A 21,525-nucleotide genomic window follows, 5' to 3' on the forward strand; every position below is an offset into this window, starting at 1 on the left:
CAGAGCAATTTACAATCCCGTCACGGGCAAACATCACCATCGTAATATGAATCGAGCTTACAAAGTCCGTTGTATTGGTGCTGTAGCCCATCGACAACACTCGATCTGCGATCTCCATTTCACTCGGATTCTTCACTGTTGATTGATTCATCGCCTAGAGGATGAACTTCGACAACGACTCTGAGTTTCGACATCTTGGCTTGAATTGATGTGTATCATTTCCGAGACTGGTTTCAAGTCGTTCGTCAATTTCAGAAAGCGTCAATGCAAATTCTTTGATTAAACGTTCACGCTCACGCAATAGTTTAATAAGTCGCTCTGTCTAATTTTCGGCCTTTAGATACAATAACATCCCAGCATTTGCTTTCCCCATGTCACACAACTCCTTTCATTGTGTCTCACTTTAGAGTAGAGGATTCTGCTCGCTCTTCTACAGCTAACTTCAACGCACAACCTACTGAGTATTGCACCTCCTGCTTGGTGTGGGTTAACTACAATCCTGGACTGGAAACAAGGCCGCCCGTCGAAAGTTAGCGAGTCTTCATTGGAGAAAGAGGTCCAAACGGTGAATGGAGCATTCGCCCTTTGTGTGACAAGTATGCGGCGTTCATCGGCGTGAAGTTCCATCCGCATCTGCTGCAACACACGATGGATCACCTATATCTCGAATCCAATCCTGGTGATATTGTCAGTCTCGCACAAATTTTCGGACACAGTAATCTAAATACGCCGAAACAAAATATGCAACGCAGTGAAGGCGAGTTGCGAGAAGCGGTTGAATCACCCCATTTTTAGTGTATTTTTATCTGTAGGCACCATAAACCAAGCCGTGTTCTTGTAACTCCGTTAGCGGTTCCTCGGTGACGAGAAAAAATAATGCCCCACTCTGCTGAACACTGCGGCGTACGCCTGGATCAGGATGGTGTTGATTCCCTTCTCTCGCAGTAGCAACAAAATATGCTATCCCTCTTTCACAAAGGCTGGTATCGAAATTGTGTTTCGAGCCGTGATGCGGAGTTGTCATCGTCGAACAGAATGGGAAACGATCTTTGTAATGATTGAGAAACTCTTCACGTCTAATTGCGACTGCCAGGGGGGCATCTCCAGTTGCTATCCATCCGACACGTCCGTGATGGTATTCCCCCAAATGACCCAGCCCATGAAAGCTCTGCGGATTCACACTGCTTCGTCTTGCAACAGCATATTTATTCAAGATATTCAAATGACAACACTCGGTTGCCTCATTGAATGCTGGCCCAGAATAAAGACATAGGGTTGTGTAATTGAGATTTTCAAATGCATTCCGATATACGCCCGCAAGTTTGCCACGCTCTATGTTGTTCCTTAGCACAGGTAGAAGAAGGTCCAAGCGAATACTGATTGACCTTCCATCTTGATACTCGAACTGAGGAAAGACTTGAATCAATGCATCTTTGAACTTTTCGATTCTCTCAAGATCTGGATGAATAAAAGTAAGGAACTCCCAATTCATCATCCGACTATTGGTATTTATCAGATTCAGGGGGGTGGTGTGGGGGAGAAAATATACAACTGGTTGTGTTCTTCCATTTCCTGCGGGTACCGGAGTTTCTATTTCCTCAATGTCTTTAAGAGAAAAGCGAATGCCACGTTTATCCTGTGGATCATTCGCTGTTCGCATACCGTCTGCGGGAGGTGGAGATTCATCCCCTCCCGTCGTAACGAAGATCACACGATTAACGCCACGACTTGCTAACCACTCGACGGGATCTGAAATGAACTGAATTTCATCATAGTTTAGGCAGTTTTCCACCGCCTTTTCAGTTATTAGGAGAATTCTCTCAAAGGGAGAGAGATAGGGGATAATCACCGATTCAACCTGCATGCCAGCAAGTAATTGGTTTAGCCCCTGGACATGATCCTTATGAAAGTGCGAGACAAAAAGTGCATCCAACGCATTCTCGTTTTGTTCCGATTCCAAATAACGAGCAATTTCATAGCGTAGGGGTTGGGGATCATTTGAGCCACAGTCGTAAATGTATCGAAATCTCTCATGCTCAACCCTAACAGAGCCAGAGAAAAATGCACCTTGGCCGATGCTGTGCGTTGCACGTTCGAAGAAAATAGTGTTTTCCATTATTGCGTCTCCCTCGGAAGATTGGCTCGTCTCGTCGTTTTTTCAAATGATCGCAAGACGGATTGGAACCGATATCGGCTTGACGATCCATTTCCTACTTGGGGTCTCATTGAGGAACATTGTACCGCAGGCTCACCGACTATGCATCATATAAAACATCGCAGTCCTTTTTATCGAGCCCCACTCCCCCATGAAATTTGTCGAAGGTACATCTTCACCGACTTTATACCGGAATATTTTCCAAAACGGTAAGCATGACATCAGTCACCCCGTACCTTGCAACTGCGACGGTCGCCGACTGTCGGCAGCCAATCGTAAATATGGCACAGGGAGACAAGACATGCCAGCAAACATTTCTTTTCAGAACAGTAAGGCAGAAGCTTTTACTTCATTGAGACCCGCATGGTGGGATCGCAAAGGTGAGTACGTTGCCGACCAACATCTCACCAGCAAGCAAGTATGGGGCAAGAGGGGCGTGCTTAATTATGAGTATGAACTTCGTTCCATATCTGATGCCAAAACCGGCATGAAACTCGACGGCTATCGTCATTGTATCCGCAAAGATACCGGCGTCACAGTCGGTTGCGGAATGACGGACGGGTACCGTATCGTCCAGCCACGACAGGCGTTCGACTTCTTGGATGACCTCATGCGAGATGGCGGAATGCGATATGCTTCCGCCGGTGTTCTTGGAAAGGGAGAAGAGATATGGATACTCGGTGTCATCCCGAATGACGATCAACCGATTTACGGAGAGACCCACAATCGATACGTCCTTTGGACTGATCGATTTGATGGCGGTGGCACGTTGAAATGCTTCCCATGTGTGACCCGTGTCGAATGTGCGAATACTCTGGCCGTGGCTCTTTCCGAGTGGAACGCCAAGTTATTCAAAGGCATCCGTCACAGCGGCGATATGCAAGCCAAACTCGATGCGGCCCGCCAAACCTTGGTTGAAGTCGAATCTGCATTCCAGAAATATAACGCCGACTGTCAGAAGTTGATTTCCGCCCGGTTCAACCGAGATGATGCTCGACATTTTATTGAGACACTTCTCCCGGTGCTGGATGATGACGCCAGTCAGCACTCAAAGTCAATTCGAGAGAGAAAGGTCCAAGCTGTACGGGAAGCTATGCGAGATGAGACGAACAACCTCGGCGAGATGAAAGGAACCTGGTATCAACTCGCCAATGCCGTCACGTTTGCCATTGATCATGGAAACGTACTCCATTTCCGTGGTGACCAGCGAACCAATCGTTTCCGATCACTAATGATGAATGATGGTGCAAATCTCAAACGCAAGGCATTCGACCTTGCCCTGAATATGGCCAGTTAGTCTCCCTGGCCCGCCCCGTTCGGCTGAACTTTTCAGTCGGACGGGGTTTTCATTTATGGAATCAGTGGCTCTCTACCTTGAGTGGCATGAACCTATTCACATGCCACTCTAACCGGGAAGCCTCTCATGCTATTCAGCATTATTTATTCCGTCGATACTCCGCACGACGTGGACGTCGAACTGTTCGCACCGCCAGACGCCGAAGAACTCTGGAACCAAACCGAAGACGACGATCAATTCGAGTATGACTATCTCGAAGGCCGGTGGGAGAACGGCCACCATCGAAAGTGGTGTGCCATCCTGAACCGTCAGCAGTTCGATGAGTTCATTGAACACTGTACCCTAATTGCCGAAGACGTTGAAACGATGGGCAGTCTTGGTGCTCCTGGCTTCGGTATCGGTTGGGCACCAGCAATCAGTTTCAACGGCGACGATCCCGACGCTTTTCAAAACGCATACGTCACACCGATGCCCGAAACCAAACGGGAACAATGTAGCGAAAGAGACTGGCAGCGTGTGCGAGGTGCGGTGCTCGCTGCCTATGGCTAATCGCTTGAAGCCAACAAGGCATTGAAAGTGTCTCTCCCCGTTCCAACATGCCCGCCCCGCTCTGCGGGGCGGGCTCGCTCAACCCGATCAGTGGCTTTGTACCTTGACGGGCAAACTACTTCTCAATTCTTGGAGACCACTATGACCAAGCAATTCATTCATCCTGATGACGCCACACGGCAGGCCGCAAAGTATGCCCAGCTTGTTCAAAATGGGGTCAATCTCCGTGCGATTGTTGCACAGATGCTGAGAGACATCGATGCAATGAGACAAGCCCAGAATCTTGATGGGAATGCGATCAGCAATCATCCGGTCGTGCTGGCGTATGTCAGTAAGTTGGTCAGCCTGACTCGGCTAACCACGGAGCGGGAAGTCGCTGCCCTGGAAGCAGTTGATCGGCTGGCGAACGGCGATGATGTGGAATCAGAGGTGATCCCGTTATGAGTGATGATCAGGCAAAAGATCTACTGACAGAAATACTTGGACATTACACGACTGGCAGTGTTCTGCATCTGCTTGCCGAGTTGTATCGAGAATCTGCGGAGGATTCCCGGCAAGACGGCGATGAACTGGCGTGCGATCGCTTCAAAATAATTGAGCAGGCTTTGTATGTGGTGGGGTTGGGGGTCGATGCGACGAATCCTTCATCTTGATGGACGCCAGGAATCAATTGGGGAAATTCACCTTTCGCTTCGGTTAGCAACAGAATTCGCTAACCATTAGAGCCATCAGTAGCTCCATACCTTGACTTGCAGATCATCACTCTTTCAATCAACGGAGACCACACATGAAGTCTGCAAAATTCTCTCTTGGGCAAGTCGTTGCCACAGCTGGTGCATTGGAAGCAATCGAAAACGCAAGCCAAACACCGACTGAGTTCCTCGTCCAACATGCAGCGGGACATTGGGGTGAACTCTGTGTCGAGGATCAGGAAGCAAATAATGAAGCTCTGAAGACTGGAGCCAGGTTATTGTCTGTGTATCACTTAGCAGACGACACGAAAATCTGGATCATCACTGAAGCTGCCGATGAGAATGGTCAGCGAGAGGCGACGACGATTTTGTTGCCATCAGAGTATTGATCGGTTTAGCTGGCTCACTCTAGCCATCAGGCTAGAGTGAGCGGGTAGTGACAGTGGCTCTGTACCTTGTTCAGAACAAAACGTGTTACATAATAGAAATTCAATCAATTATTGGCATAAGCCATGAGAACTGTGGCTCCAAGCATGTCGTCTGGAGTGATATGCGGTCAACGTTTTCTTGGGACTCCTTTCATTCACCCATTTGTTCTCTGCCACGCTAAGCGTTCGTCTCCTTGGCTTCCGATCTTATCGAGCAAGTTGTCGAGTTCGCTAAAAACTTCCCACTCTTCGTGGCCAGCCTGAGTGGCAATTTGAAAAATCACTTGCCGTTCAAGTTCTCCGAGACGTTCGCCCTTCCAGACACAGTCGCAGAGAGCGACTAGAAGATCTTCTAGTTGCAATTCTTCGTGTGACCAGGAACCATGCGTTCGGGCAAACCGAGCCAAACTCGGCTCAACCCCATGCTCTTCAAGTAATACCGGTCCATCCTCTTCGTGCTGGTGGCCAGGTCCACTGAGTTCGTTCGGATATTTGAGCTTCCCCATGTCATGACTTGCTGCCCCAAAACAAACAGCGTCTCCGTCGAATATCAGATCAGGGAACTTGCGCCGCAATCCCTCGACAAGATCAATTGCGACATCATGAACGAGTGTCAAATGAGCGAGCAATCGAACTGGGACAGCTAGGTCCGTGCAAAGTCGTTGGGCATCTTCGGGAAGCGGTCGAGGGGTGTAGTTCATAAGCAATCCTCTTACCAAGTATCTTCAAAACGCATGTGATCGGGGCCGCTGGTGAATTTAACTGGTGGAGCAATGGAGTATTCATCGTGATAGACACGGCATTCTTGTTCGAGGATCGGTCGAAGCAGGTAGTCACATGCTCGATCCACTTGAGCCATTGCCCAGAAGAAGAATGTCTCATCCTTGTGGAAGATCGAGTGCCAGCGCTTGAGCCACTGGTAATGGTTATATGAGTCGAGGCAGTGTGGCACACCCAAATCTAAGCCGAGAATGTTCATTCCGACCTCGGCAACGAATTCCCGTACAGGCAGGCAGTGCATCCATCCGGTACGAACTTCAGTCCAGTGCATTATTTCGTGCAACATGACCGAGTAGAAATCAGATTTGAAAGGAAAGTAGCGTTCCGATTGCATCAGGATATAATCGCCGTTTCTGTGGTTCGGATGATCGTGAAAAGGCTCGGGCGAAATGTAACCATTCCAATCGGAACCGAACCTCTCATCTCCGACGTCATAACGAATCTCAGGGGCATGATGCTCCAATAATATTCCCATCAGACTGAAGTCCGCTTCGTCGTTCGCAACAATCGCACCGTCAGTCAGCATGACCTGATATTCATCCGCATCATGAACTTGAATTGCGTTGAAGACCAGACAAGGGTCGATCATGCAACCAGCATCACGATATTGAGCAATTACAGTCGGTTCTTCGCCACTCTTGATGGCAGTACCGACTGACGCCCAATCCTCAGCCGTTCCCCACCATTTGTTGCGATACCCTTTTGTCTGATAGGTATCACATAAGAGCAAAGTGTTGACGCTACGGTATCGACCACCAGTTCGGACGTTGCAGGGCAAACCACAATTCGGATCATGTGACACCGGCACTTTCCAGGGAATCCTGCCACGTTGAAGAGCAACTGTTATCCGCTGACTGATGAAGGTGTTGATATCGGGAACACTGGGTGATCTATCCCAGAACTCATCGGGAAGAATCAGGCGTGGGCGGGGTATACGGGATGTCATCGGTGTCTTGGTCATTGTGTTTCAGTATTGCATCCAATGTGAATTCATTCTTTGTACAATTCAGTATCTTCAAGTCATTACTTCATAAATGGATTGTGGACCCACTTTCCACCCTGACCACCGCAATTGGGACAACGGCGTTCATTTGTTGTGCCGATGTTCTGGAAGCCCTTCCCCCTGCAGGACGGACAGTTATCCCATATGGTTCGGCCTCCACTTCCACCTGACGAGCCATTGCTACCGGCCTCTCCACCGCTGGAATTCGAACCACCGGCTGTAGCCATTCCGCCGAGAGCACATAGACCGATCGCAGCTAGTCCGCCAACGAGCAGCCCCGTAGTTTTAATTGCCTTCCAAGTTCCTTGGGCTACATCGCTGGGAACTGAATTTAAAGTTCCACATTCCACACATTCCTGCTGGCGGCTAACAACAGTGGCAGGATGGTGCTGAAGTATTCCGCACTGGCCACAGTAGAAGTTGATGGTCCTTCCATCCTCTGTTTGAGTAAATTTCTCAATATATGGAACCGCTCTGACGACGAGCGGTTCTTCTGAAAGAATTTCTGTCTCGGGCAATCCTCGTATTCTGACCCAATCGATTTTCGATGGATGATCGCTGTTGTAATCTGGAATCTCACACTCAGAATTCAATCTATGTGCCACCTGAAAGTCTTCGAGTGCCTTGGCAAGCTTATTTGCTGAGGCGCTCGCCCTGGCCCACGATTCATATGTCAGGGCTCGATAATAGATCGGTTGAGCATTTTGGGGTTCGCTCTGTACGGCACGATTCAACAGCACGATTGCTTCTTCAAATCGATTTTGAGTTGTCGCTCTTTCGGCTTGCAGACACAATGTAGGTACATGTTTCGGGGCGAGATGGAGTGACTTCTTCAGGTTCTCACTGGCTTTCTTTTCGTTTCCCAGGCACAAGTAGGTCCAGCCCCGAGAAAAGTATGCGTCAGCACATGTGGGCTCAAGTTCAACTATTCTGTCGAGAAGTATCAGTGTCTTGTCATACTGAGCATTGCCAAAGAGGACATCAGCTTCTTCGAATAGATGCGCCACATTGTTGTTTTCGTCAGTGGAACCGGTCTCATGAAGTAGATCCTCACGCAATTCTTTATAGGTCTTCTGGTCAATCTGTCCTTCGAGCAAAGCTTTTTGTAGTTTGATTAGATGTTGTTCGGACATGTTATACTTCACTTACTACGGATTACATTGATTTTGAATAGTTGATCCTTGAACTGTTCCCAAAAAGATCCTGGTTCAATCTGAATTTCGTAATGTCCCGAAGCATCGAAATGTAATGGATGCACAAAGTTCTTATCGATGCGAAAGAAAAAAGGTGCCGAATCTTTGTTTGTTTCGTTTAGCTTGAGAGTGTGGTGACCAGTTGAAGACTCAAAGTCGATGTGAATTCCTGCGACTTCAGAACCAGTTCCGATTAGTTCATCGTCAAGATAAACATCTATTTTCAATTCAGAGGAACCGCCCTTGCCATTCATACAAATCTTACCAGTCACCCAGGGAGACACCTTAGACTCACTATTAGTTTGGGAGATTTCCTGCACCACTGAGTTGGTGCTGTCAGCATTGGATTGTTTACTGGCGTAAAGCAGATCTTGCTTGAGCATATCATACATCTCTTTGTCGATCTGTCCTTCCAGCAGTTTGTCCTGAAGCTCAGTCAGTTGAGAACTAATAACTGCACTTGAATTGGATGGCATCACTTTTGACAACGGTGGTGGCACAGGCCGTTCATGATTTGAGGCATTGAGCAGCCCATCAACTTTTTCGGCTGGTTCCCACTGGGTCATTCCCTCTCGCCAGACGAGCGTAGTTGAAGAAATCTCTCCTGAAAGAACGAGATCCTGCATCTGATCGGCTGGCACTGGTCCAAGTTGCTCTCCATTGTTACTGAAATACCACTCTGCAGTCATTACGGTTCTCCAACTGGATTCACAGCAATCAATACTAAAAATAAAAATCTCATTACTTCCCTCGCATGTCTTCTTCGGTAGCGGGAAAACTCTTAGTGCGACCGAAAAACACACTTGACCACAATACTCCACCGGTGTGACCAGGAGGTGCTTCACCCCGATGGATCTCGACACGATACTCAAACAGACTCTCGGCTTCATCAGCAAGATGGTTAGGCAATCCAGACATCCTCAAGACATCTTCCCAACGTTCCCGAAACTGATGGAGCGGCCCTCCGCAGAACCAATTCCAGTCTGCAACGTAATAGAGAGGATGGTTGCCACGATCGACCCAGTGCTTGATACGGCGAACAGGTTTATCGGAGATCGGTTCCAGGCCGAGGATGTAGAGCATCATTGAGAAATGAGCGAGCACTCCCTGGTTGACAAGAGGCTCCAAACCAAGTGCATTATTGTCTCTGCTAATTTCATCATATAAATCACGGAACCATTCAGTGCTGAGATATTTCTGTAGCTCAGGTGAGGCCGCACGACGGCCCATGATCTGGTCAAGAAGTTGCTTTGGTGTAACATCGCCAGATTGAATCTGGCCGTTTCTCCAGTATCCCTGTTGCTTCAATGGTCCCAGAAAGTCAAAAAGAGTTTTGTATGCACTGCCGGTGTCATAGCCTTCACGAACCATGTTGCGATAACAGTAGACGGCATTGATACCGAATTGTTTTTTCAAATCGTCTTCAACATCTCTGACATATGCCACAGCTTCAGGAGATGGCAGTCCATCGTCCAGGGGAGGTGGAGGAGCAATCTGCTCAGGCGTGAAAGACATCTGTGGATTTCGAGCGTTCTGCCCACTACCACGATGATTATTCGCAATTGCCCCTGCACCGCACAGTCCCAACGCAATAGCGGCTGGACCGGCAGCAACGCCACCAGCCAGCCACATCAAACCGGTGCCAATGGTCATGTAGGAATAAAAATCATTTGCTGGGCCTTTGGACATCAAGGGTGGTCGGAGTGTCATATCAACTTTCATCCTCAATTGACAGAAATGGAATTAAAGATCGGTAGCCTCAGAATCTGATGAAAAATTCTCTCACCAAGGCACAAGGCCACTGATGACACAAATCGAAGAAAAGCCGATTGATGACGCCAACTTTTATGTCACTACATTCCGTCCCGTTAAGGCAGAATTAAATTCTTGATTACACCAAACTGAAAGACGGCTGTCACCTTGATCTTACCTACTTCTGAATCGACCAAAATTACATCGGCTTCATTTTCGGCGGCGATACAAATATTAGCTTCTGTCACAAAAAAAGAAGCGACAATTTGAAGTGAAAGCCCTCGTAGGAAGTTCTGTGACATTTCATATTGCCATTGTGGTTTGCAGAAAAATGGTTCCAACAGCTTTGCATCTAATTGCCAAGAAAGAGACGGAATGCCTCACAACGATGTAACTAGTATACATACTTTTGTGTGTATTGGCAACTAATATTAGATGTGTTTTGCATCTCCAGTTTCAGACGATTGAATAATGGAGGTGCGCTATGGCCAAGAAAAAAACTCAAATCCGACACGCCGAGATCGTTAGCCTATTTGGCGCACGTCTGCGGGAGTTACGTAGAAGCTGTGGTCTGACACAAGCCCAACTCGCCCTGGATGCTCGTCTCACCCCATCGTACGTGGGGCGGCTCGAAGCTGGTGGTGCTTCACCTGGAATCGATATGGTCCAGCGACTGGCCGACGCTTTACATACAACAGTTCACGATCTGTTACCCACCGAGAAATCGCCCAACACAGAGACGGCTTTGAAAAAACGTGCGAAGGATCTTTTCGACGATCTGATGAAATCTGCTGATCGTGAGACGCTTTTGATGTTAGTGCCACTCCTGGCTAGACTGGGCGAATCGCCGACCAGGCGAAAGTAAAATATCAGTTCCCCTGATAGTCATCATGGACTCGATCTGCTGACTCAATCAGAGTTATGTCAGCTATAGGTTCGATCTCAATCGATATCAATAGTTCATTGAGGGGAGGCAAGACTTTCCCAATCCGCATTCTTATTTGGCGAAGCGCCTCCTCATGCTGTTCTTCATTATACATCTCGTCGAAAGTGTATGAGACAGTATCACGAAGCGTCCGAATCACTTCGTCCGCTGGACGTTGCTCAATCAGATTTACGAGTTTTTTTGTCTTACCCTCGTACTTCACCTTCAATTGCAGGTCGTCAAAACGAGCCAGTATGTATTGAAATACATACGCCTTCGTGTTGGGACCGACTTCACCGGGCGGGGGAACGGGCTTCAAATTCAGTTCTTCAATGGCTTCAGGTATTGTTCTTAGGGCCTCAACACCGATCCGGCGAATTTCCAGCAATGCTTCCTGGAGGCCATCGATAAATGGATTTCTTGGAAATGTAAGCGAGAACGATTTCCGTAAGGCAATCAAAACTTCATCAAATAGTGGACACTGAAGCTCATCCAGCAGATTGTTATCAGAATCACCTTCAGGATCTAGATCCCGATCCTCACCTACCGATGCAAGGATTTCCGCTTCGACGATCAGATAGAGTGGTTTGGTTCTATGGCGTCCCATCACAGTGGCTCCATGCGAAGTCTTTTTTTTGCATTCTCCTCATTCCTTTCTTTCGAATCAACTCTGATTTTATTGGATACTCTTGCTTTCATAGGAGTGCGTACCATTCATCCTGAAAAAATGGGGAATTCAATCCATTGTCGGGTTGTGAGCCTGGGAGTTTCGTGATGACTTCGAGAAAATCATTGAGTGCCGATTGATCACTTCGTGTACTGACCACCGAAGCGACAGTCACTGTTGCAGCTTCCAAGTCGTCTTCCGACGTATCCAACAAACTCGGCATCGAAAGCTTGTCTCCATTCTGCTGTGATTTCCTCCACTACTCCTCACAATGAAGTCACCTTCGTGAAAAACTCTCTGCGGCAGGCTACGAAGACGATCGAAAGCATCTAACAAAAGAGATTGCGGAGCCGAGCAGTTAAGTGAGTTTGTTTCGATTCACGTCTATGCAACGCTCTCCGATCTTGGTCAGTATTGTGCTCACGGTATTGATAAAGTAGTTCGAGCCCAGATCCGCCACCAATCCACCAACAACGAGCTTATTCTTGAGAAGTTACACGGTTATCGGTCGGATGTTCAGAAAACGGTGTCCCCTTCGTAAAGGAGAGATTCGAGGATACCGTGCCCTCTTTTAGCAAGTTTGGGTGAATTGCCGACGAAGAAGCGGGGAGAAATGAATGTGGCTTACTTCTTCTTTAAGTCTGCAATTTCATTCCCTTCGTAGTTACACCCTAATATCAAGAACGCTCAATTAAAGAACTACCCCATCACAATGTATGACAGTGGTAGTTACTTGAAAATAGGATTTTACATGTACCACTTTCAGTCACGACTATAGAATCGTGTACCATGAAGCAGTATGGCTTTCAGGTAGGATGCCAAGTGAGCATCGATAGGATAATTACTCCAGCATTCATGATGGGCGCCCCAAATGCGCACAAATTCGTCCTGTTCATCGCCTGCAAGACGACTAACTTCTAATGCATCATCCTTGTCCTCTTGGTCTACATCTTCACACTTCATCAGTGTCACTGCGACAGAACGTAGAAAGCTCTTGAACTGGCTAAGAGACGGCAATTCCTTCATACACTCCCATTTATGTCTCTGGAGAAACGCAATACAACTCTTGAAGAACTCTGAAGCCTCCTCACCTTTCATGTCGACAATCACTTCAGCAGCGCTCTGCTGCTTGAAGTAACGGCGCAGTTGTTTCCAGAGATCATCTGACTGAAAGTAGCTTAGAATCAGGGATCTTTCTCTATCCAACAAACGCAGTGGTGGACTTGCACCATCAGTATTTTCTACTTCATGACGAATAACATCATAGCAAAGACTGCGCAGGATGGTCCACTTCCCTGTTCGATTGACAAAGTCATTATAGGCTTGCTGTTTTGTCGGATTTCCTTCGTCATCTGCGTTCTGAACATCACCATGCACGAAGTTGCATCTGAAAAGATAAAGCCCTTCAATCCAAGTTGAAAGTCCTGGTAGTTCTCCGTAGATGCGGTTAACCCTCCGCCCGAGTTCTTTGCCAATATCCCTCTGGATACTTTCGATCCCGAGAGCAGCTTCAAGGCATGCACAGAAAGCTGAGAGATCCTGCTCGATTGGTGCGAGAAACAAATCCGAAAATTGTGTTCGGAAAAGATGACGACAAGCAACTGCGATTCTGTCATTCGGGTTTGATCTAAACCGTGCAACCAATAGTGAATTGAAGTTTTCACTGAGGTCAATTGACACCTGCCGGTTATTAATCCCTCGAAGGGTTACTGGTGGGGGCAAGCTGAGAGACCGTTCATCCTCAATCAAAGGTACGTGTTTGGTCATTATCGATACGAGTTCTGCCGGTGTATCGGACGCCCAAAATGGATATGCATGGAAAGCTTCGGCGGGCGTATTCCACCGATCCCTTTTCTGCGCTACCGTGAAGAGGACAGCAAGTGCCGTGATAGCATGCTTTTCAAGCCAGTCGTCGTCATTAGCGACTAGAAGAGTTCCTCGAACGGGCAAAGGCGGCTCGTCTCTGGTCAACGGGCCAAAGTCACAGAAAATGTCGAGCCAATTGGGCCTCGGCTTTTCGACAATGGAAGCCCAATTGGTCTTCTCGTCTGGTATGAAGCTTGCCTCGCCAATACGAATCTCTGTGTCACTCGCAGAAGATGAGGTGAGATTCAGTCGAGGTAGAACGTAGACAAGTCTTTTGGTTTCTTTGCTCTCTGTCATTCTAAATATCTTCCACAACCACGCAACTGTGACTGCAACGGCTACGACAATGCAGATAAATAAGGGAAGAAGGTACGATTCGTCATAAAACCTGCACTCTAAAATTATTCCGATTGTCTCAGACTAGACGATACACTACTTATCTACCTCTGGTTCACTAAAGACAAAGAATAGAAGTCGAAGAATCTGCAACTCAATCAGTATCCGAGGGTGCCCACTCAGCATTTAGCTTAGTTGTCAGAACAAAATATCGAACTACAGAATCTATCAGTTCAGCCAATTGGATAATAACTCTAACAGATCCCCCAGTCTCTGAAACCTAACACTTTTTATTATATAACCACTTATAAAACCACACCGAACAAAAACCACTCACATTAACACACACTGATGTTAACGAAAAAATAGATCTAATAATACAATATGGGAAAGAACATGCACAACTTACTCTAAGTGAACTAGTAAATAATGAGATTTGGTACCAACAACTAAATAGATCGTAGCAATGCTGCTAAGTCCCCAACCCAGCAGATGTAGAACTGGACTTCAATTTGCCAATCTGAGATAATTTTCCACATAAACAGAGGATTGTTATTCCTTTTTATCGGTTTCTTTTTTTGTTGAGCCGATCACCATAAGCGAGAAATACTTGGAGGGTTGTCATTATGAAAAAACGAGTTGCTATCACTCCCTCAGGCAAGAGCAACAGGCTCGATTTTGAGATTGAGGTAGTTCCTGGAAAGACCAAAAACCAGCGAAACGTAAAGTTGGCCCCCCAACAAGACGATGGTAGCGAGGAAGAAATCACAGTCGTTGCGTCGAATGATAACGACGCAATTGAAGCAACAAAGAAACACTTGGAGAAGAAGTACGGTGGGAAAGCTACGGTCGTTTCCTCGATCAAAAAGCCTGATTAGTTTGTCAAAGTTTTTTCCAGATCCTTTTTGCTACTTGATTGCAGAGTGTTATACCACAAGTAGCAAATGCCGAACGCCTGTGTCCATTTCTTCGATACCCTGGACGAAAAGTTCTAACTGATTTCTGAAAAGTCGACTTCACTGACAGAATTTGTCAAACAAAACAACAGCCGGCTGCGGTCTCTTCCGCCCGGCTGTTCCCCGTTATACGCAGGTGCACCAGCGCGTCAACAGGAATCACGCCCCCACACTCAGTCAGCCTGCTGCGTTTTCAACCACTCCACGCTCAGATCAGGAAAGTCTGTGCAGACATCATCCACGCCGGCCTGATTGAATAACGCCTCATGCAGCGCTGCTACTGACGGACAGTGCTTCGGTAAATCATCGCGTCTGACAACCCCCGTGACCACACGCAGACCCGCAGCATGAGCCGCCTCGGTGAATTCACTGCACTCTGCCTGCCCGCTCTTGTCCCAGGTCACTACCCGTGGCAGATTCGGAAAAACGCCATCCACAGTTTCAGACAATTGCTTGAGGCCTGCTGCCGTGGCCAGCGCATCGTAATCAGATCCATCCGGCCCAGGCTTACCGCCGGAGAAAATCATCATCAGATTCCCCTTCCAGCCGAACTCATTGCGGAAACGTTTCAGGGTATTCAGTTCAAAACACTGGATCCAGCAGGCAGATTTTTTATCCGCCCCGTAACCGTAGCGGTTCAGAACGTCGAACACCGCTTTTGCAATGTCTCGTCCTTCAGCCTGATGAAAGCTCGGCTTCTTGACTTCCGTGAACAGTCCCACATTCTGGCCCGTGCTCATATTCAGCCCCTGAATGAAACGAATCTCTTCTTCCAGCGTATGCAGTTGATAAGTATATCCGTCCAGCGGAAAGCGTTCGGCATACACGGGTTTGCCGGTCTTGCGACTGAAACGCTGCGTGGCGTTGAGCTGCTTAATCTCATCCAGCGTGAAATCGATGGCATAGTAACGCCCGTCTTTTCGTTTGCGGTCCGGGAACCGACGAGCCACATCCGTAATTCCATCCAGATGCGTATCATGCAACACCAGCGGCACATTATCTTTTGTCAGCACGACGTCCTGCTCCAGGAAATCTGCTCCCTGAGCATAAGCCATCGCCTTCGCAGGCAGACTGTGCTCAGGCAGATACCCACTCGCACCGCGGTGGGCAAACACGTGAGGTTCCTCAGCCCAGAGTGAAGCAGGTAACATCAGCAGAACAAAACAAAGACAATAATATTTCATATTATTAAGAACCAGAGATAGAAGTGATTGAAATTCAGACAAGTCACACACCGTTCACACAGATCTATTTTGTGAGATTTCGATCCGATGTCTGCAGAATGGTATCACTGCCCTAATACTCGATCAACCAACATATCTGGATTCTGAAAATCAGCTTTAATCTTCATGATACGTTCACAAAATCCTCATTTCCTGTTCGATATTTTCTGAAACGCCATCAATGGTCCTACCCGCGAATCAATCATAAAAGGTCTGCATATTTCCAGTGTAACAATGCGTGAAGCATTGAATCACATCGTATTAGAATTCCGAGACAATTCTCATGATCACCTCCAGTGCCCTTAGACCTCTGCCGAGTGGCTGTTAGAATGGATCTCAATAAAACAGGTTTGCTCCTGAATTAAATTAACAACGCGCTACCAAAATGAATCGAAGTCAAATATCGAAGGTTAATACAATGCAGAAACGCATACTCGGCAACAATCTTGAAGTCTCCGCCCTCGGACTGGGCTGCATGGGACTCAGCTTCGGCTATGGTCCTGCCGTCGAAGACCAGGATGGAATCGCCCTGCTCCGTGCCGCCGTCGACAAGGGTGTCACCTTCTTCGACACCGCCGAAGTCTACGGCGCCTTCACTAACGAAGAACTCCTCGGTAAGGCCCTCTCCCCCATCCGCGACAAGGTCGTCATCGCCACCAAGTTCGGCTTCGCCATCGACGACCAGGGCGTACAAACCGGCCTCGACAGCCGCCCCGCACACATCCGCGACGTCGTCGAAGCCTCGCTCAAACGACTGCAGACCGATTATATCGACCTGCTCTACCAGCACCGCGTCGATCCGGAAGTCCCCATCGAAGAAGTCGCCGGCACCGTCAAAGAACTCATCGCGGAAGGGAAAGTCAAACACTTCGGCCTCTCGGAAGCAGGCGTCGATGTCATCCGCCGCGCCCACGCAGTCCAGCCGGTCGCCGCCCTGCAGAGTGAATACTCCCTCTGGTGGCGCGAACCTGAAGAAGCCATCCTTCCCACACTGGAAGAGCTGGGCATCGGCTTTGTCCCTTTCAGCCCCCTGGGTAAAGGCTTCCTCACCGGCAAGATCGACGCCTCAACCACCTTTGACAGTACCGACTTCCGTAACAAGGTCCCCCGCTTCGCCGAAGAAAATCGCCAGGCCAACCTGGCCCTCGTCGACCTGCTCGGCCGGATCGCAGCGGCGAAAAACGCCACCCCGGCACAGATCGCGCTGGCCTGGATCCTGGCTCAGAAACCGTGGATCGTCCCCATCCCGGGCACCACTAAGCTGCACCGCCTCGAAGAAAATATTGCCGCCGCCGACATCGAACTCACATCAGACGATCTCGCCGAAATCGACAGCGCCCTCTCAGAAATCGATGTCCTGGGCGAACGCTACCCCGAAGCGGCCATGAAAATGATCAATCGCTGAATGATAAAAAAAGGGGCTCGTGCGATTTCTAAATCGCAGGCCCCTTTTGTATCAATCTCGTGTTAATCATCGGCTTTCAATCCAACCGCTTTACCGTCCAGTTGCCACTGTGGTTCGACTTTCCCCAACAGATGAGCCAGCGCAGTTGCCGTTACATCTACCAGATAGGCCTGCTCTTGAATGCGACCTGGTTTTACTGAAGGGCCATGCACGATCAGGAAGACCCGGCGAATTTCCGGCACCTCATGCCCTTTACTGTGACTGCGTTTCAGACCGCCATGATCGGTACAGACGATGGTCAGCCAGTCCTCGTTTTCATAATTGGGCCGAGACTGCATTGCTTTGAGAACCGTATTCACGCACGCATCTATATTCTCAATCGCAGAAATGTATTCCGGAACCTCGGGACTGAATCCGATCCCATGCCCTGTCGCATCGGTCTGATGGAAATAGATAAACATCGCTGCCGGGTCTTCTTCCTTTAAGATGCGTGCAGCCTTGGCTGCGATGATTTTGTCGCGTTCCCCTTCCCGCTCCAGCGAACTGGCATTGCGTGGATCGGGTGGCTGAACATAAACTCGTACGGTATTATTTTGGTGCAATTCCAGATTCAATGCCCCTGCTTTTCCGTCATAATTTCCGAATAGAATATTGCGGCCCTGATCCGTGGTTTTAAAACGGGCTTCGATAGTGAAATCGGAGCGGGTGATCTCACGAAACGGTTCAGTCAGTGCAATTCGTAAGCCATGTGTTTTTGATCCTGCAGCAGGCAGATCGAGAGCCTGTGATTCAGAATCGGCTCCCGACGTCACTTCCGGAAATTCTGCAGCGGGGGAAACTGCTTTCGCCGGAAAAGCATTACCAGCTGTATCCAAAAACTGCCTTTTATTGGAATCGTCCTCAGAAGTGGCTTCAAACGTGTACTCAGCCAGCAACCCTTTACGATCTCTAGACTGATCTGCGTTAGCCTTCCCTTTTGCCGATCGCGTGATTTCTTCAGGCGACAATGCCCGCTTCCAGATACGGACGTCATCCAGTTGGCCATGAAAACAGGTCTGCCCTGCACGGGTATCTCGACCAAGATAGAAAAAGTCTCCCCCGAGTGGAAATTCCAGATCCACTCCCGACAGTGAAGCAACCTGTTTCCCATCGAGATACAACTGTAACTGCCCCTGCTTTCGAACAGCCAGCAGATGATGCCATTTGCCATCCCGTGTCTCGATATCGAACTTCGAAGCCGACACACTCAGATCAGCGGTCTGATTTTTTCCCCGAGGTAACGCCTCGACTCCTGCGATATCTGCTTCAGATAAAATGTGATCATGAATCGGCTCCCACGAGACGAACGATACGGTCTGTGCCTCGGGTCGTTCCCGCTTCAGTCGTTTGAAAAAATGCGGAAACAGTTCGTAGTTCTTACCTTTGAAATCGTTGTCATGCACGCCATGCTTGTCGGCCCAGACGCCAGTCAAAATGCTCGACCAGCCAGGACCACTGATCGTATCATTTTTCTGATAGCGTTTCCCTAAGATCTGTGCCTGATCGGTAAACGCACCTTCACGAATCAGCCTGTCAAACGTGGGAGTTTTCGCCTGCAATAACGCATCCGGTCGTGTCCCGTCCATGCCAATGACTAACACGCGTTTGTTCGTGCGATCCTTGTCGGGTTCAGCCGCCAACAATGGTGTATACAGAACAGTTCCCGAGAGAAGCAGACAAAAAATCCAGAAAATCTGTTTCAGGTTGCTCATTGCAATTCTTTCCAGCAGGCGAGTGATCAGGACTGGCTACCTTAAAAGCCACTTCAGCCAGACAAGACTACAGTATAGCGCGTCCTGATAATAATTCTCAACCAGACTAAGATGAATTTGGGATGAAGTTTCTGCTCAGTCTGGAAAGGCCTGCAATGCCAGATCAGCGACTTCACATAATTGTTTCTTCCCCGCTCCGCCGGCAGCCTGTACGGCGATCCCATAGGAAACCGTCGATACATATTTTGCCAGTTGCTGCGCATTGGAATCAGGAGGCAGATCTCCTTCCTCAATCGCCCGCTCAAACCGCTGACACAACAGTTTTTCACATTTGGACCGGCGTTTGGTCATCTCCTTGCGAATAGACTCCGCGGCATCCCCGCAGGCCAGAGCACTTTGCACCAGAAAACAGCCACGTGGATTTTTTGAGTTTGAAATCAGCTCAATATTGCCACTCCAGAGTTTTTTCACGACTGCCCGGGCCGTCGGTTCATCCAGAGAACTGAGTAGATGGCAGGCACGTATCTCCATATAGCGGTCGATGGCTTTTCGGAATAATTCTTCTTTATTCCCAAAGGCGGCATACAAACTGGGACGATTGATACCCATCGCCTCGGTCAGTTCCAGAATGGACGTACCTTCATACCCGTTCCGCCAGAAAACATCTAACGCATCGTCTAATGCCTGATTTGTATCAAATTCGCGCGGTCGTCCAACTGACATCCTGAAGCTCCTTTTCTTACTGAATAGTACACAATCAGACTTGACTCGCCAAGTCGAATGGTATATTTCTTACCTGTCAGTATATAATTCGATTGTATTCAGATACTTCCCGGTTGGGAATCTATCATATCAACATATAAATATTTTTCATTGCCGTTTGGGAATGATTCAGAAATCAGCGCCCCCAGACTGCATTTTCAGCCTCGGAAATGGTATTTGCTCTTTAAAATGCCGCCAGATACTTCAAAGCCGAACCCGTTACCGAAACAGGGGTCTATCCCCCTGAACCCGAAGTAAAATTTCCGGATTCAAAGTGCTCAAGAGATATTGAGACAGGACCTGATTGCCGAAGCTCATTTCGGTAAGCGTAAGGTTCCTCTAAATTCCAGCCAGACTCCATGGAGAACAACTAATGTCGCGAGTGACATTATTCTTTTTTTTAATTCAGACACTGACTTTCACTGCCTGTAACGAGAATGCCGCGCCGCCGGTTGCTCCACCACCTGCCAAAGTCACCACTGCCCGTCCCCTGGTTTTACCCGTCATCGAATGGGATGAATACACTGGACGCCTGGCAGCCATCGACGCTGTTGAAGTCAGAGCACGTGTCAGCGGATATCTGCAATCGACTCATTTTGAAGAAGGTCAATTAATCAAACAGGGGGATCTGCTGGCGATCATCGACCCTCGTCCGTTTGTCGCAGAATTAAATGCCGCCCAGGCAAGATTAGAAGAAGCTTATGCCAGACTGGCTGAATCGAAATCGCTGTTGAAACAGTCCCAGGCGGAACGAGCAGATGCTGCCGCCCTGTTAACACTGGCGGATCAGCGCGTCAGTCGCATTCAGCAACTGGCACGAAAAAACGCCACGACACAGGATGATGTCGACGTGAGTAAAAGCGAAAAGCTGCAGGCAGAAGCAAATCTGGCCGCAGCTGATGCGATGATCGAATCCTCGAATGCCCGTATCAAAACTTCGGAAGCGGCCATCGAAACTGCAAAAGCAAATCTGGAAGCAGCGCAGTTAAATATTCAGTACACGCAGATCCGGGCTCCCATCAGCGGTCGTATCAGTCGGCGTTATGTGACAGAAGGGAACCTGATCAGTGGGGGTTCAGAACAGTCGACGCTCTTAACAAATATCGTGTCGGTTAATCCCATCCATTGTTACTTTGATGCAGACGAACAGGCCTTCCTCAAATACGCCCGACTTTCACGGGAAGGAAAGCGTAAAAGTTCTCGCGATGTGAAAAACCCCGTCTATATGAGATTGATCGATGAAAAGGGATTCCCCCATATCGGTCATATGGATTTCGTAGACAACCGCATTGACCCTAATACAGGGACCATGCGTGGACGGGCCATCTTCCCGAACGATGATGACAGTCTGACTCCCGGTCTGTTCGCGGAAGTCCGTCTGCCGGGAAGCGGTCGTCACGATTCCATACTCATTCCCGATAGTGCTATCGGCAGTGACCAGTCAGAGAAATATGTGTACCTGGTCGATACAAAAAAGCAGATCACACGAAAGGCCGTGGAATTAGGCCCCATCGTCAAAGGGTTAAGAGTGATACGCTCCGGCCTGGACGGATCGGAACTGATCGTGACACATGGGCTGCAGCGTATCTTTCCCGGCAGCACCGTCGATCCTTCTCTGGAAACACTCAAAGCAACCGCTGAATCCGGTCTGCCTGATGATTATCAACCGGTACCGCCAGACAAATGGCTCTCGCGACGCTCTGCACCTGCGCCACCTGGAATTTCATCCAATATTCACCAGGCGGGTGCGCGGACATCGGCTCGCCGGAACGGGGGGCAATAAAC

At 48.6% G+C, this 21,525-nt stretch carries 22 protein-coding genes; 9 read left to right on the forward strand and 13 right to left on the reverse strand.

Going from position 1 to position 21,525, the window contains the following annotated elements; all coding sequences use genetic code 11:
- Nucleotides 1-802 precede the first annotated feature (802 nt).
- Nucleotides 803-2,116, reverse strand: coding sequence for an MBL fold metallo-hydrolase (locus ACN0YN_RS06470; protein ID WP_417384183.1), 1,314 nt, complete (start codon nucleotides 2,114-2,116; stop codon nucleotides 803-805).
- Between the two features lie 340 nt (nucleotides 2,117-2,456).
- On the opposite strand from ACN0YN_RS06470, the gene ACN0YN_RS06475 reads away from it, so the two are divergent.
- The 5 genes from ACN0YN_RS06475 to ACN0YN_RS06495 all read left to right on the forward strand — a co-directional run bounded on the left by ACN0YN_RS06475 (nucleotide 2,457) and on the right by ACN0YN_RS06495 (nucleotide 5,082).
- Nucleotides 2,457-3,452: a DUF932 domain-containing protein gene (locus ACN0YN_RS06475; protein ID WP_417384184.1), complete on the forward strand. Its 996-nt coding sequence runs from the start codon at nucleotides 2,457-2,459 to the stop codon at nucleotides 3,450-3,452.
- Nucleotides 3,453-3,578: 126 nt separating this feature from the next.
- Nucleotides 3,579-4,001 carry a hypothetical protein gene (locus ACN0YN_RS06480; protein WP_417384185.1) on the forward strand — a complete coding sequence of 141 codons (423 nt, stop codon included), beginning with the start codon at nucleotides 3,579-3,581 and terminating at the stop codon, nucleotides 3,999-4,001.
- 141 nt (nucleotides 4,002-4,142) lie between these two features.
- Nucleotides 4,143-4,445, forward strand: a complete 303-nt coding sequence (locus tag ACN0YN_RS06485) for a hypothetical protein (RefSeq protein ID WP_417384186.1) — start codon at nucleotides 4,143-4,145, stop codon at nucleotides 4,443-4,445.
- A complete protein-coding gene (locus tag ACN0YN_RS06490; protein ID WP_417384187.1) occupies nucleotides 4,442-4,654 on the forward strand; it encodes a hypothetical protein in 213 nt (70 codons plus the stop codon). The genes ACN0YN_RS06485 and ACN0YN_RS06490 overlap by 4 nt, the downstream gene beginning before the upstream one ends.
- 134 nt (nucleotides 4,655-4,788) lie before the next feature.
- Nucleotides 4,789-5,082, forward strand: coding sequence for a hypothetical protein (locus ACN0YN_RS06495; RefSeq protein WP_417384188.1), 294 nt, complete (start codon nucleotides 4,789-4,791; stop codon nucleotides 5,080-5,082).
- A 194-nt stretch (nucleotides 5,083-5,276) separates the two neighbouring features.
- On the opposite strand, the gene ACN0YN_RS06500 is transcribed toward ACN0YN_RS06495, so the two are convergent.
- From ACN0YN_RS06500 to ACN0YN_RS06525, 6 genes are all read right to left on the reverse strand, one after another.
- The gene (locus tag ACN0YN_RS06500) at nucleotides 5,277-5,822 is read right to left on the reverse strand and encodes a phosphohydrolase (RefSeq protein ID WP_417384189.1); all 546 of its coding nucleotides are present in this window, start codon (nucleotides 5,820-5,822) and stop codon (nucleotides 5,277-5,279) included.
- An 11-nt stretch (nucleotides 5,823-5,833) separates the two neighbouring features.
- Nucleotides 5,834-6,862 carry an ArdC-like ssDNA-binding domain-containing protein gene (locus ACN0YN_RS06505; protein WP_417384190.1) on the reverse strand — a complete coding sequence of 343 codons (1,029 nt, stop codon included), beginning with the start codon at nucleotides 6,860-6,862 and terminating at the stop codon, nucleotides 5,834-5,836.
- Nucleotides 6,863-6,924: 62 nt separating this feature from the next.
- The gene (locus tag ACN0YN_RS06510) at nucleotides 6,925-8,037 is read right to left on the reverse strand and encodes a tetratricopeptide repeat protein (RefSeq protein ID WP_417384191.1); all 1,113 of its coding nucleotides are present in this window, start codon (nucleotides 8,035-8,037) and stop codon (nucleotides 6,925-6,927) included.
- An 8-nt stretch (nucleotides 8,038-8,045) separates the two neighbouring features.
- The gene (locus tag ACN0YN_RS06515; protein WP_417384192.1) at nucleotides 8,046-8,786 is read right to left on the reverse strand and encodes a DUF4339 domain-containing protein; all 741 of its coding nucleotides are present in this window, start codon (nucleotides 8,784-8,786) and stop codon (nucleotides 8,046-8,048) included.
- Between the two features lie 52 nt (nucleotides 8,787-8,838).
- On the reverse strand, nucleotides 8,839-9,807 hold the full coding sequence (locus ACN0YN_RS06520; RefSeq protein WP_417384193.1) for a hypothetical protein: 969 nt from the start codon (nucleotides 9,805-9,807) through the stop codon (nucleotides 8,839-8,841).
- 158 nt (nucleotides 9,808-9,965) lie between these two features.
- Nucleotides 9,966-10,151: a hypothetical protein gene (locus ACN0YN_RS06525; RefSeq protein ID WP_417384194.1), complete on the reverse strand. Its 186-nt coding sequence runs from the start codon at nucleotides 10,149-10,151 to the stop codon at nucleotides 9,966-9,968.
- Between the two features lie 182 nt (nucleotides 10,152-10,333).
- Here ACN0YN_RS06525 and ACN0YN_RS06530 point away from each other — a divergent pair, with 182 nt between their 5' ends.
- A complete protein-coding gene (locus ACN0YN_RS06530) occupies nucleotides 10,334-10,714 on the forward strand; it encodes a helix-turn-helix domain-containing protein (RefSeq protein WP_417384195.1) in 381 nt (126 codons plus the stop codon).
- A gap of 4 nt (nucleotides 10,715-10,718) precedes the next feature.
- On the opposite strand, the gene ACN0YN_RS06535 is transcribed toward ACN0YN_RS06530, so the two are convergent.
- From ACN0YN_RS06535 to ACN0YN_RS06545, 3 genes are all read right to left on the reverse strand, one after another.
- Nucleotides 10,719-11,384 (reverse strand): hypothetical protein, encoded by a 666-nt coding sequence (locus tag ACN0YN_RS06535; protein WP_417384196.1) that lies wholly within the window; start codon nucleotides 11,382-11,384, stop codon nucleotides 10,719-10,721.
- An 85-nt stretch (nucleotides 11,385-11,469) separates the two neighbouring features.
- Nucleotides 11,470-11,664 (reverse strand): hypothetical protein, encoded by a 195-nt coding sequence (locus ACN0YN_RS06540; RefSeq protein ID WP_417384197.1) that lies wholly within the window; start codon nucleotides 11,662-11,664, stop codon nucleotides 11,470-11,472.
- 539 nt (nucleotides 11,665-12,203) lie between these two features.
- On the reverse strand, nucleotides 12,204-13,604 hold the full coding sequence (locus ACN0YN_RS06545; protein WP_417384198.1) for a hypothetical protein: 1,401 nt from the start codon (nucleotides 13,602-13,604) through the stop codon (nucleotides 12,204-12,206).
- A 665-nt stretch (nucleotides 13,605-14,269) separates the two neighbouring features.
- On the opposite strand from ACN0YN_RS06545, the gene ACN0YN_RS06550 reads away from it, so the two are divergent.
- The gene (locus ACN0YN_RS06550; RefSeq protein WP_417384199.1) at nucleotides 14,270-14,521 is read left to right on the forward strand and encodes a hypothetical protein; all 252 of its coding nucleotides are present in this window, start codon (nucleotides 14,270-14,272) and stop codon (nucleotides 14,519-14,521) included.
- A 251-nt stretch (nucleotides 14,522-14,772) separates the two neighbouring features.
- Here ACN0YN_RS06550 and glpQ read toward each other — a convergent pair whose 3' ends face one another.
- Nucleotides 14,773-15,783: a glycerophosphodiester phosphodiesterase gene (gene glpQ / locus ACN0YN_RS06555; protein WP_417384200.1), complete on the reverse strand. Its 1,011-nt coding sequence runs from the start codon at nucleotides 15,781-15,783 to the stop codon at nucleotides 14,773-14,775.
- A 457-nt stretch (nucleotides 15,784-16,240) separates the two neighbouring features.
- Between glpQ and ACN0YN_RS06560 the strand changes: the two genes are divergently transcribed.
- Nucleotides 16,241-17,227 (forward strand): aldo/keto reductase, encoded by a 987-nt coding sequence (locus tag ACN0YN_RS06560; protein WP_417384201.1) that lies wholly within the window; start codon nucleotides 16,241-16,243, stop codon nucleotides 17,225-17,227.
- A gap of 62 nt (nucleotides 17,228-17,289) precedes the next feature.
- Here ACN0YN_RS06560 and ACN0YN_RS06565 read toward each other — a convergent pair whose 3' ends face one another.
- Both ACN0YN_RS06565 and ACN0YN_RS06570 read right to left on the reverse strand, forming a co-directional pair.
- Nucleotides 17,290-18,978, reverse strand: coding sequence for a LamG-like jellyroll fold domain-containing protein (locus tag ACN0YN_RS06565; protein WP_417384202.1), 1,689 nt, complete (start codon nucleotides 18,976-18,978; stop codon nucleotides 17,290-17,292).
- Nucleotides 18,979-19,113: 135 nt separating this feature from the next.
- Complete coding sequence (locus tag ACN0YN_RS06570) at nucleotides 19,114-19,701, reverse strand: TetR/AcrR family transcriptional regulator (RefSeq protein WP_417384203.1); 588 nt, start codon at nucleotides 19,699-19,701, stop codon at nucleotides 19,114-19,116.
- 412 nt (nucleotides 19,702-20,113) lie between these two features.
- On the opposite strand from ACN0YN_RS06570, the gene ACN0YN_RS06575 reads away from it, so the two are divergent.
- Nucleotides 20,114-21,523: an efflux RND transporter periplasmic adaptor subunit gene (locus ACN0YN_RS06575; RefSeq protein WP_417384204.1), complete on the forward strand. Its 1,410-nt coding sequence runs from the start codon at nucleotides 20,114-20,116 to the stop codon at nucleotides 21,521-21,523.
- The last annotated feature ends 2 nt before the right edge of the window (nucleotides 21,524-21,525 follow it).

It is taken from the genome of Gimesia sp. (genome assembly GCF_048260065.1).
Classification (GTDB): domain Bacteria; phylum Planctomycetota; class Planctomycetia; order Planctomycetales; family Planctomycetaceae; genus Gimesia.

Bases quoted from the DNA above. Each gene is read 5' to 3' on its own strand.
- ACN0YN_RS06570 (WP_417384203.1), bottom strand. From the start codon at position 19,701: ATGTCAGTTGGACGACCGCGCGAATTTGATACAAATCAGGCATTAGAC.
- ACN0YN_RS06530 (WP_417384195.1), top strand. From the start codon at position 10,334: ATGGCCAAGAAAAAAACTCAAATCCGACACGCCGAGATCGTTAGCCTA.
- ACN0YN_RS06560 (WP_417384201.1), top strand. From the start codon at position 16,241: ATGCAGAAACGCATACTCGGCAACAATCTTGAAGTCTCCGCCCTCGGA.
- ACN0YN_RS06510 (WP_417384191.1), bottom strand. From the start codon at position 8,037: ATGTCCGAACAACATCTAATCAAACTACAAAAAGCTTTGCTCGAAGGA.
- ACN0YN_RS06540 (WP_417384197.1), bottom strand. From the start codon at position 11,664: ATGCCGAGTTTGTTGGATACGTCGGAAGACGACTTGGAAGCTGCAACA.
- ACN0YN_RS06515 (WP_417384192.1), bottom strand. From the start codon at position 8,786: ATGACTGCAGAGTGGTATTTCAGTAACAATGGAGAGCAACTTGGACCA.
- ACN0YN_RS06490 (WP_417384187.1), top strand. From the start codon at position 4,442: ATGAGTGATGATCAGGCAAAAGATCTACTGACAGAAATACTTGGACAT.
- glpQ (WP_417384200.1), bottom strand. From the start codon at position 15,783: ATGAAATATTATTGTCTTTGTTTTGTTCTGCTGATGTTACCTGCTTCA.
- ACN0YN_RS06485 (WP_417384186.1), top strand. From the start codon at position 4,143: ATGACCAAGCAATTCATTCATCCTGATGACGCCACACGGCAGGCCGCA.
- ACN0YN_RS06480 (WP_417384185.1), top strand. From the start codon at position 3,579: ATGCTATTCAGCATTATTTATTCCGTCGATACTCCGCACGACGTGGAC.
- ACN0YN_RS06545 (WP_417384198.1), bottom strand. From the start codon at position 13,604: ATGACAGAGAGCAAAGAAACCAAAAGACTTGTCTACGTTCTACCTCGA.
- ACN0YN_RS06500 (WP_417384189.1), bottom strand. From the start codon at position 5,822: ATGAACTACACCCCTCGACCGCTTCCCGAAGATGCCCAACGACTTTGC.
- ACN0YN_RS06505 (WP_417384190.1), bottom strand. From the start codon at position 6,862: ATGACCAAGACACCGATGACATCCCGTATACCCCGCCCACGCCTGATT.
- ACN0YN_RS06520 (WP_417384193.1), bottom strand. From the start codon at position 9,807: ATGACACTCCGACCACCCTTGATGTCCAAAGGCCCAGCAAATGATTTT.
- ACN0YN_RS06575 (WP_417384204.1), top strand. From the start codon at position 20,114: ATGTCGCGAGTGACATTATTCTTTTTTTTAATTCAGACACTGACTTTC.
- ACN0YN_RS06475 (WP_417384184.1), top strand. From the start codon at position 2,457: ATGCCAGCAAACATTTCTTTTCAGAACAGTAAGGCAGAAGCTTTTACT.
- ACN0YN_RS06525 (WP_417384194.1), bottom strand. From the start codon at position 10,151: ATGTCACAGAACTTCCTACGAGGGCTTTCACTTCAAATTGTCGCTTCT.
- ACN0YN_RS06495 (WP_417384188.1), top strand. From the start codon at position 4,789: ATGAAGTCTGCAAAATTCTCTCTTGGGCAAGTCGTTGCCACAGCTGGT.
- ACN0YN_RS06565 (WP_417384202.1), bottom strand. From the start codon at position 18,978: ATGAGCAACCTGAAACAGATTTTCTGGATTTTTTGTCTGCTTCTCTCG.
- ACN0YN_RS06470 (WP_417384183.1), bottom strand. From the start codon at position 2,116: ATGGAAAACACTATTTTCTTCGAACGTGCAACGCACAGCATCGGCCAA.
- ACN0YN_RS06550 (WP_417384199.1), top strand. From the start codon at position 14,270: ATGAAAAAACGAGTTGCTATCACTCCCTCAGGCAAGAGCAACAGGCTC.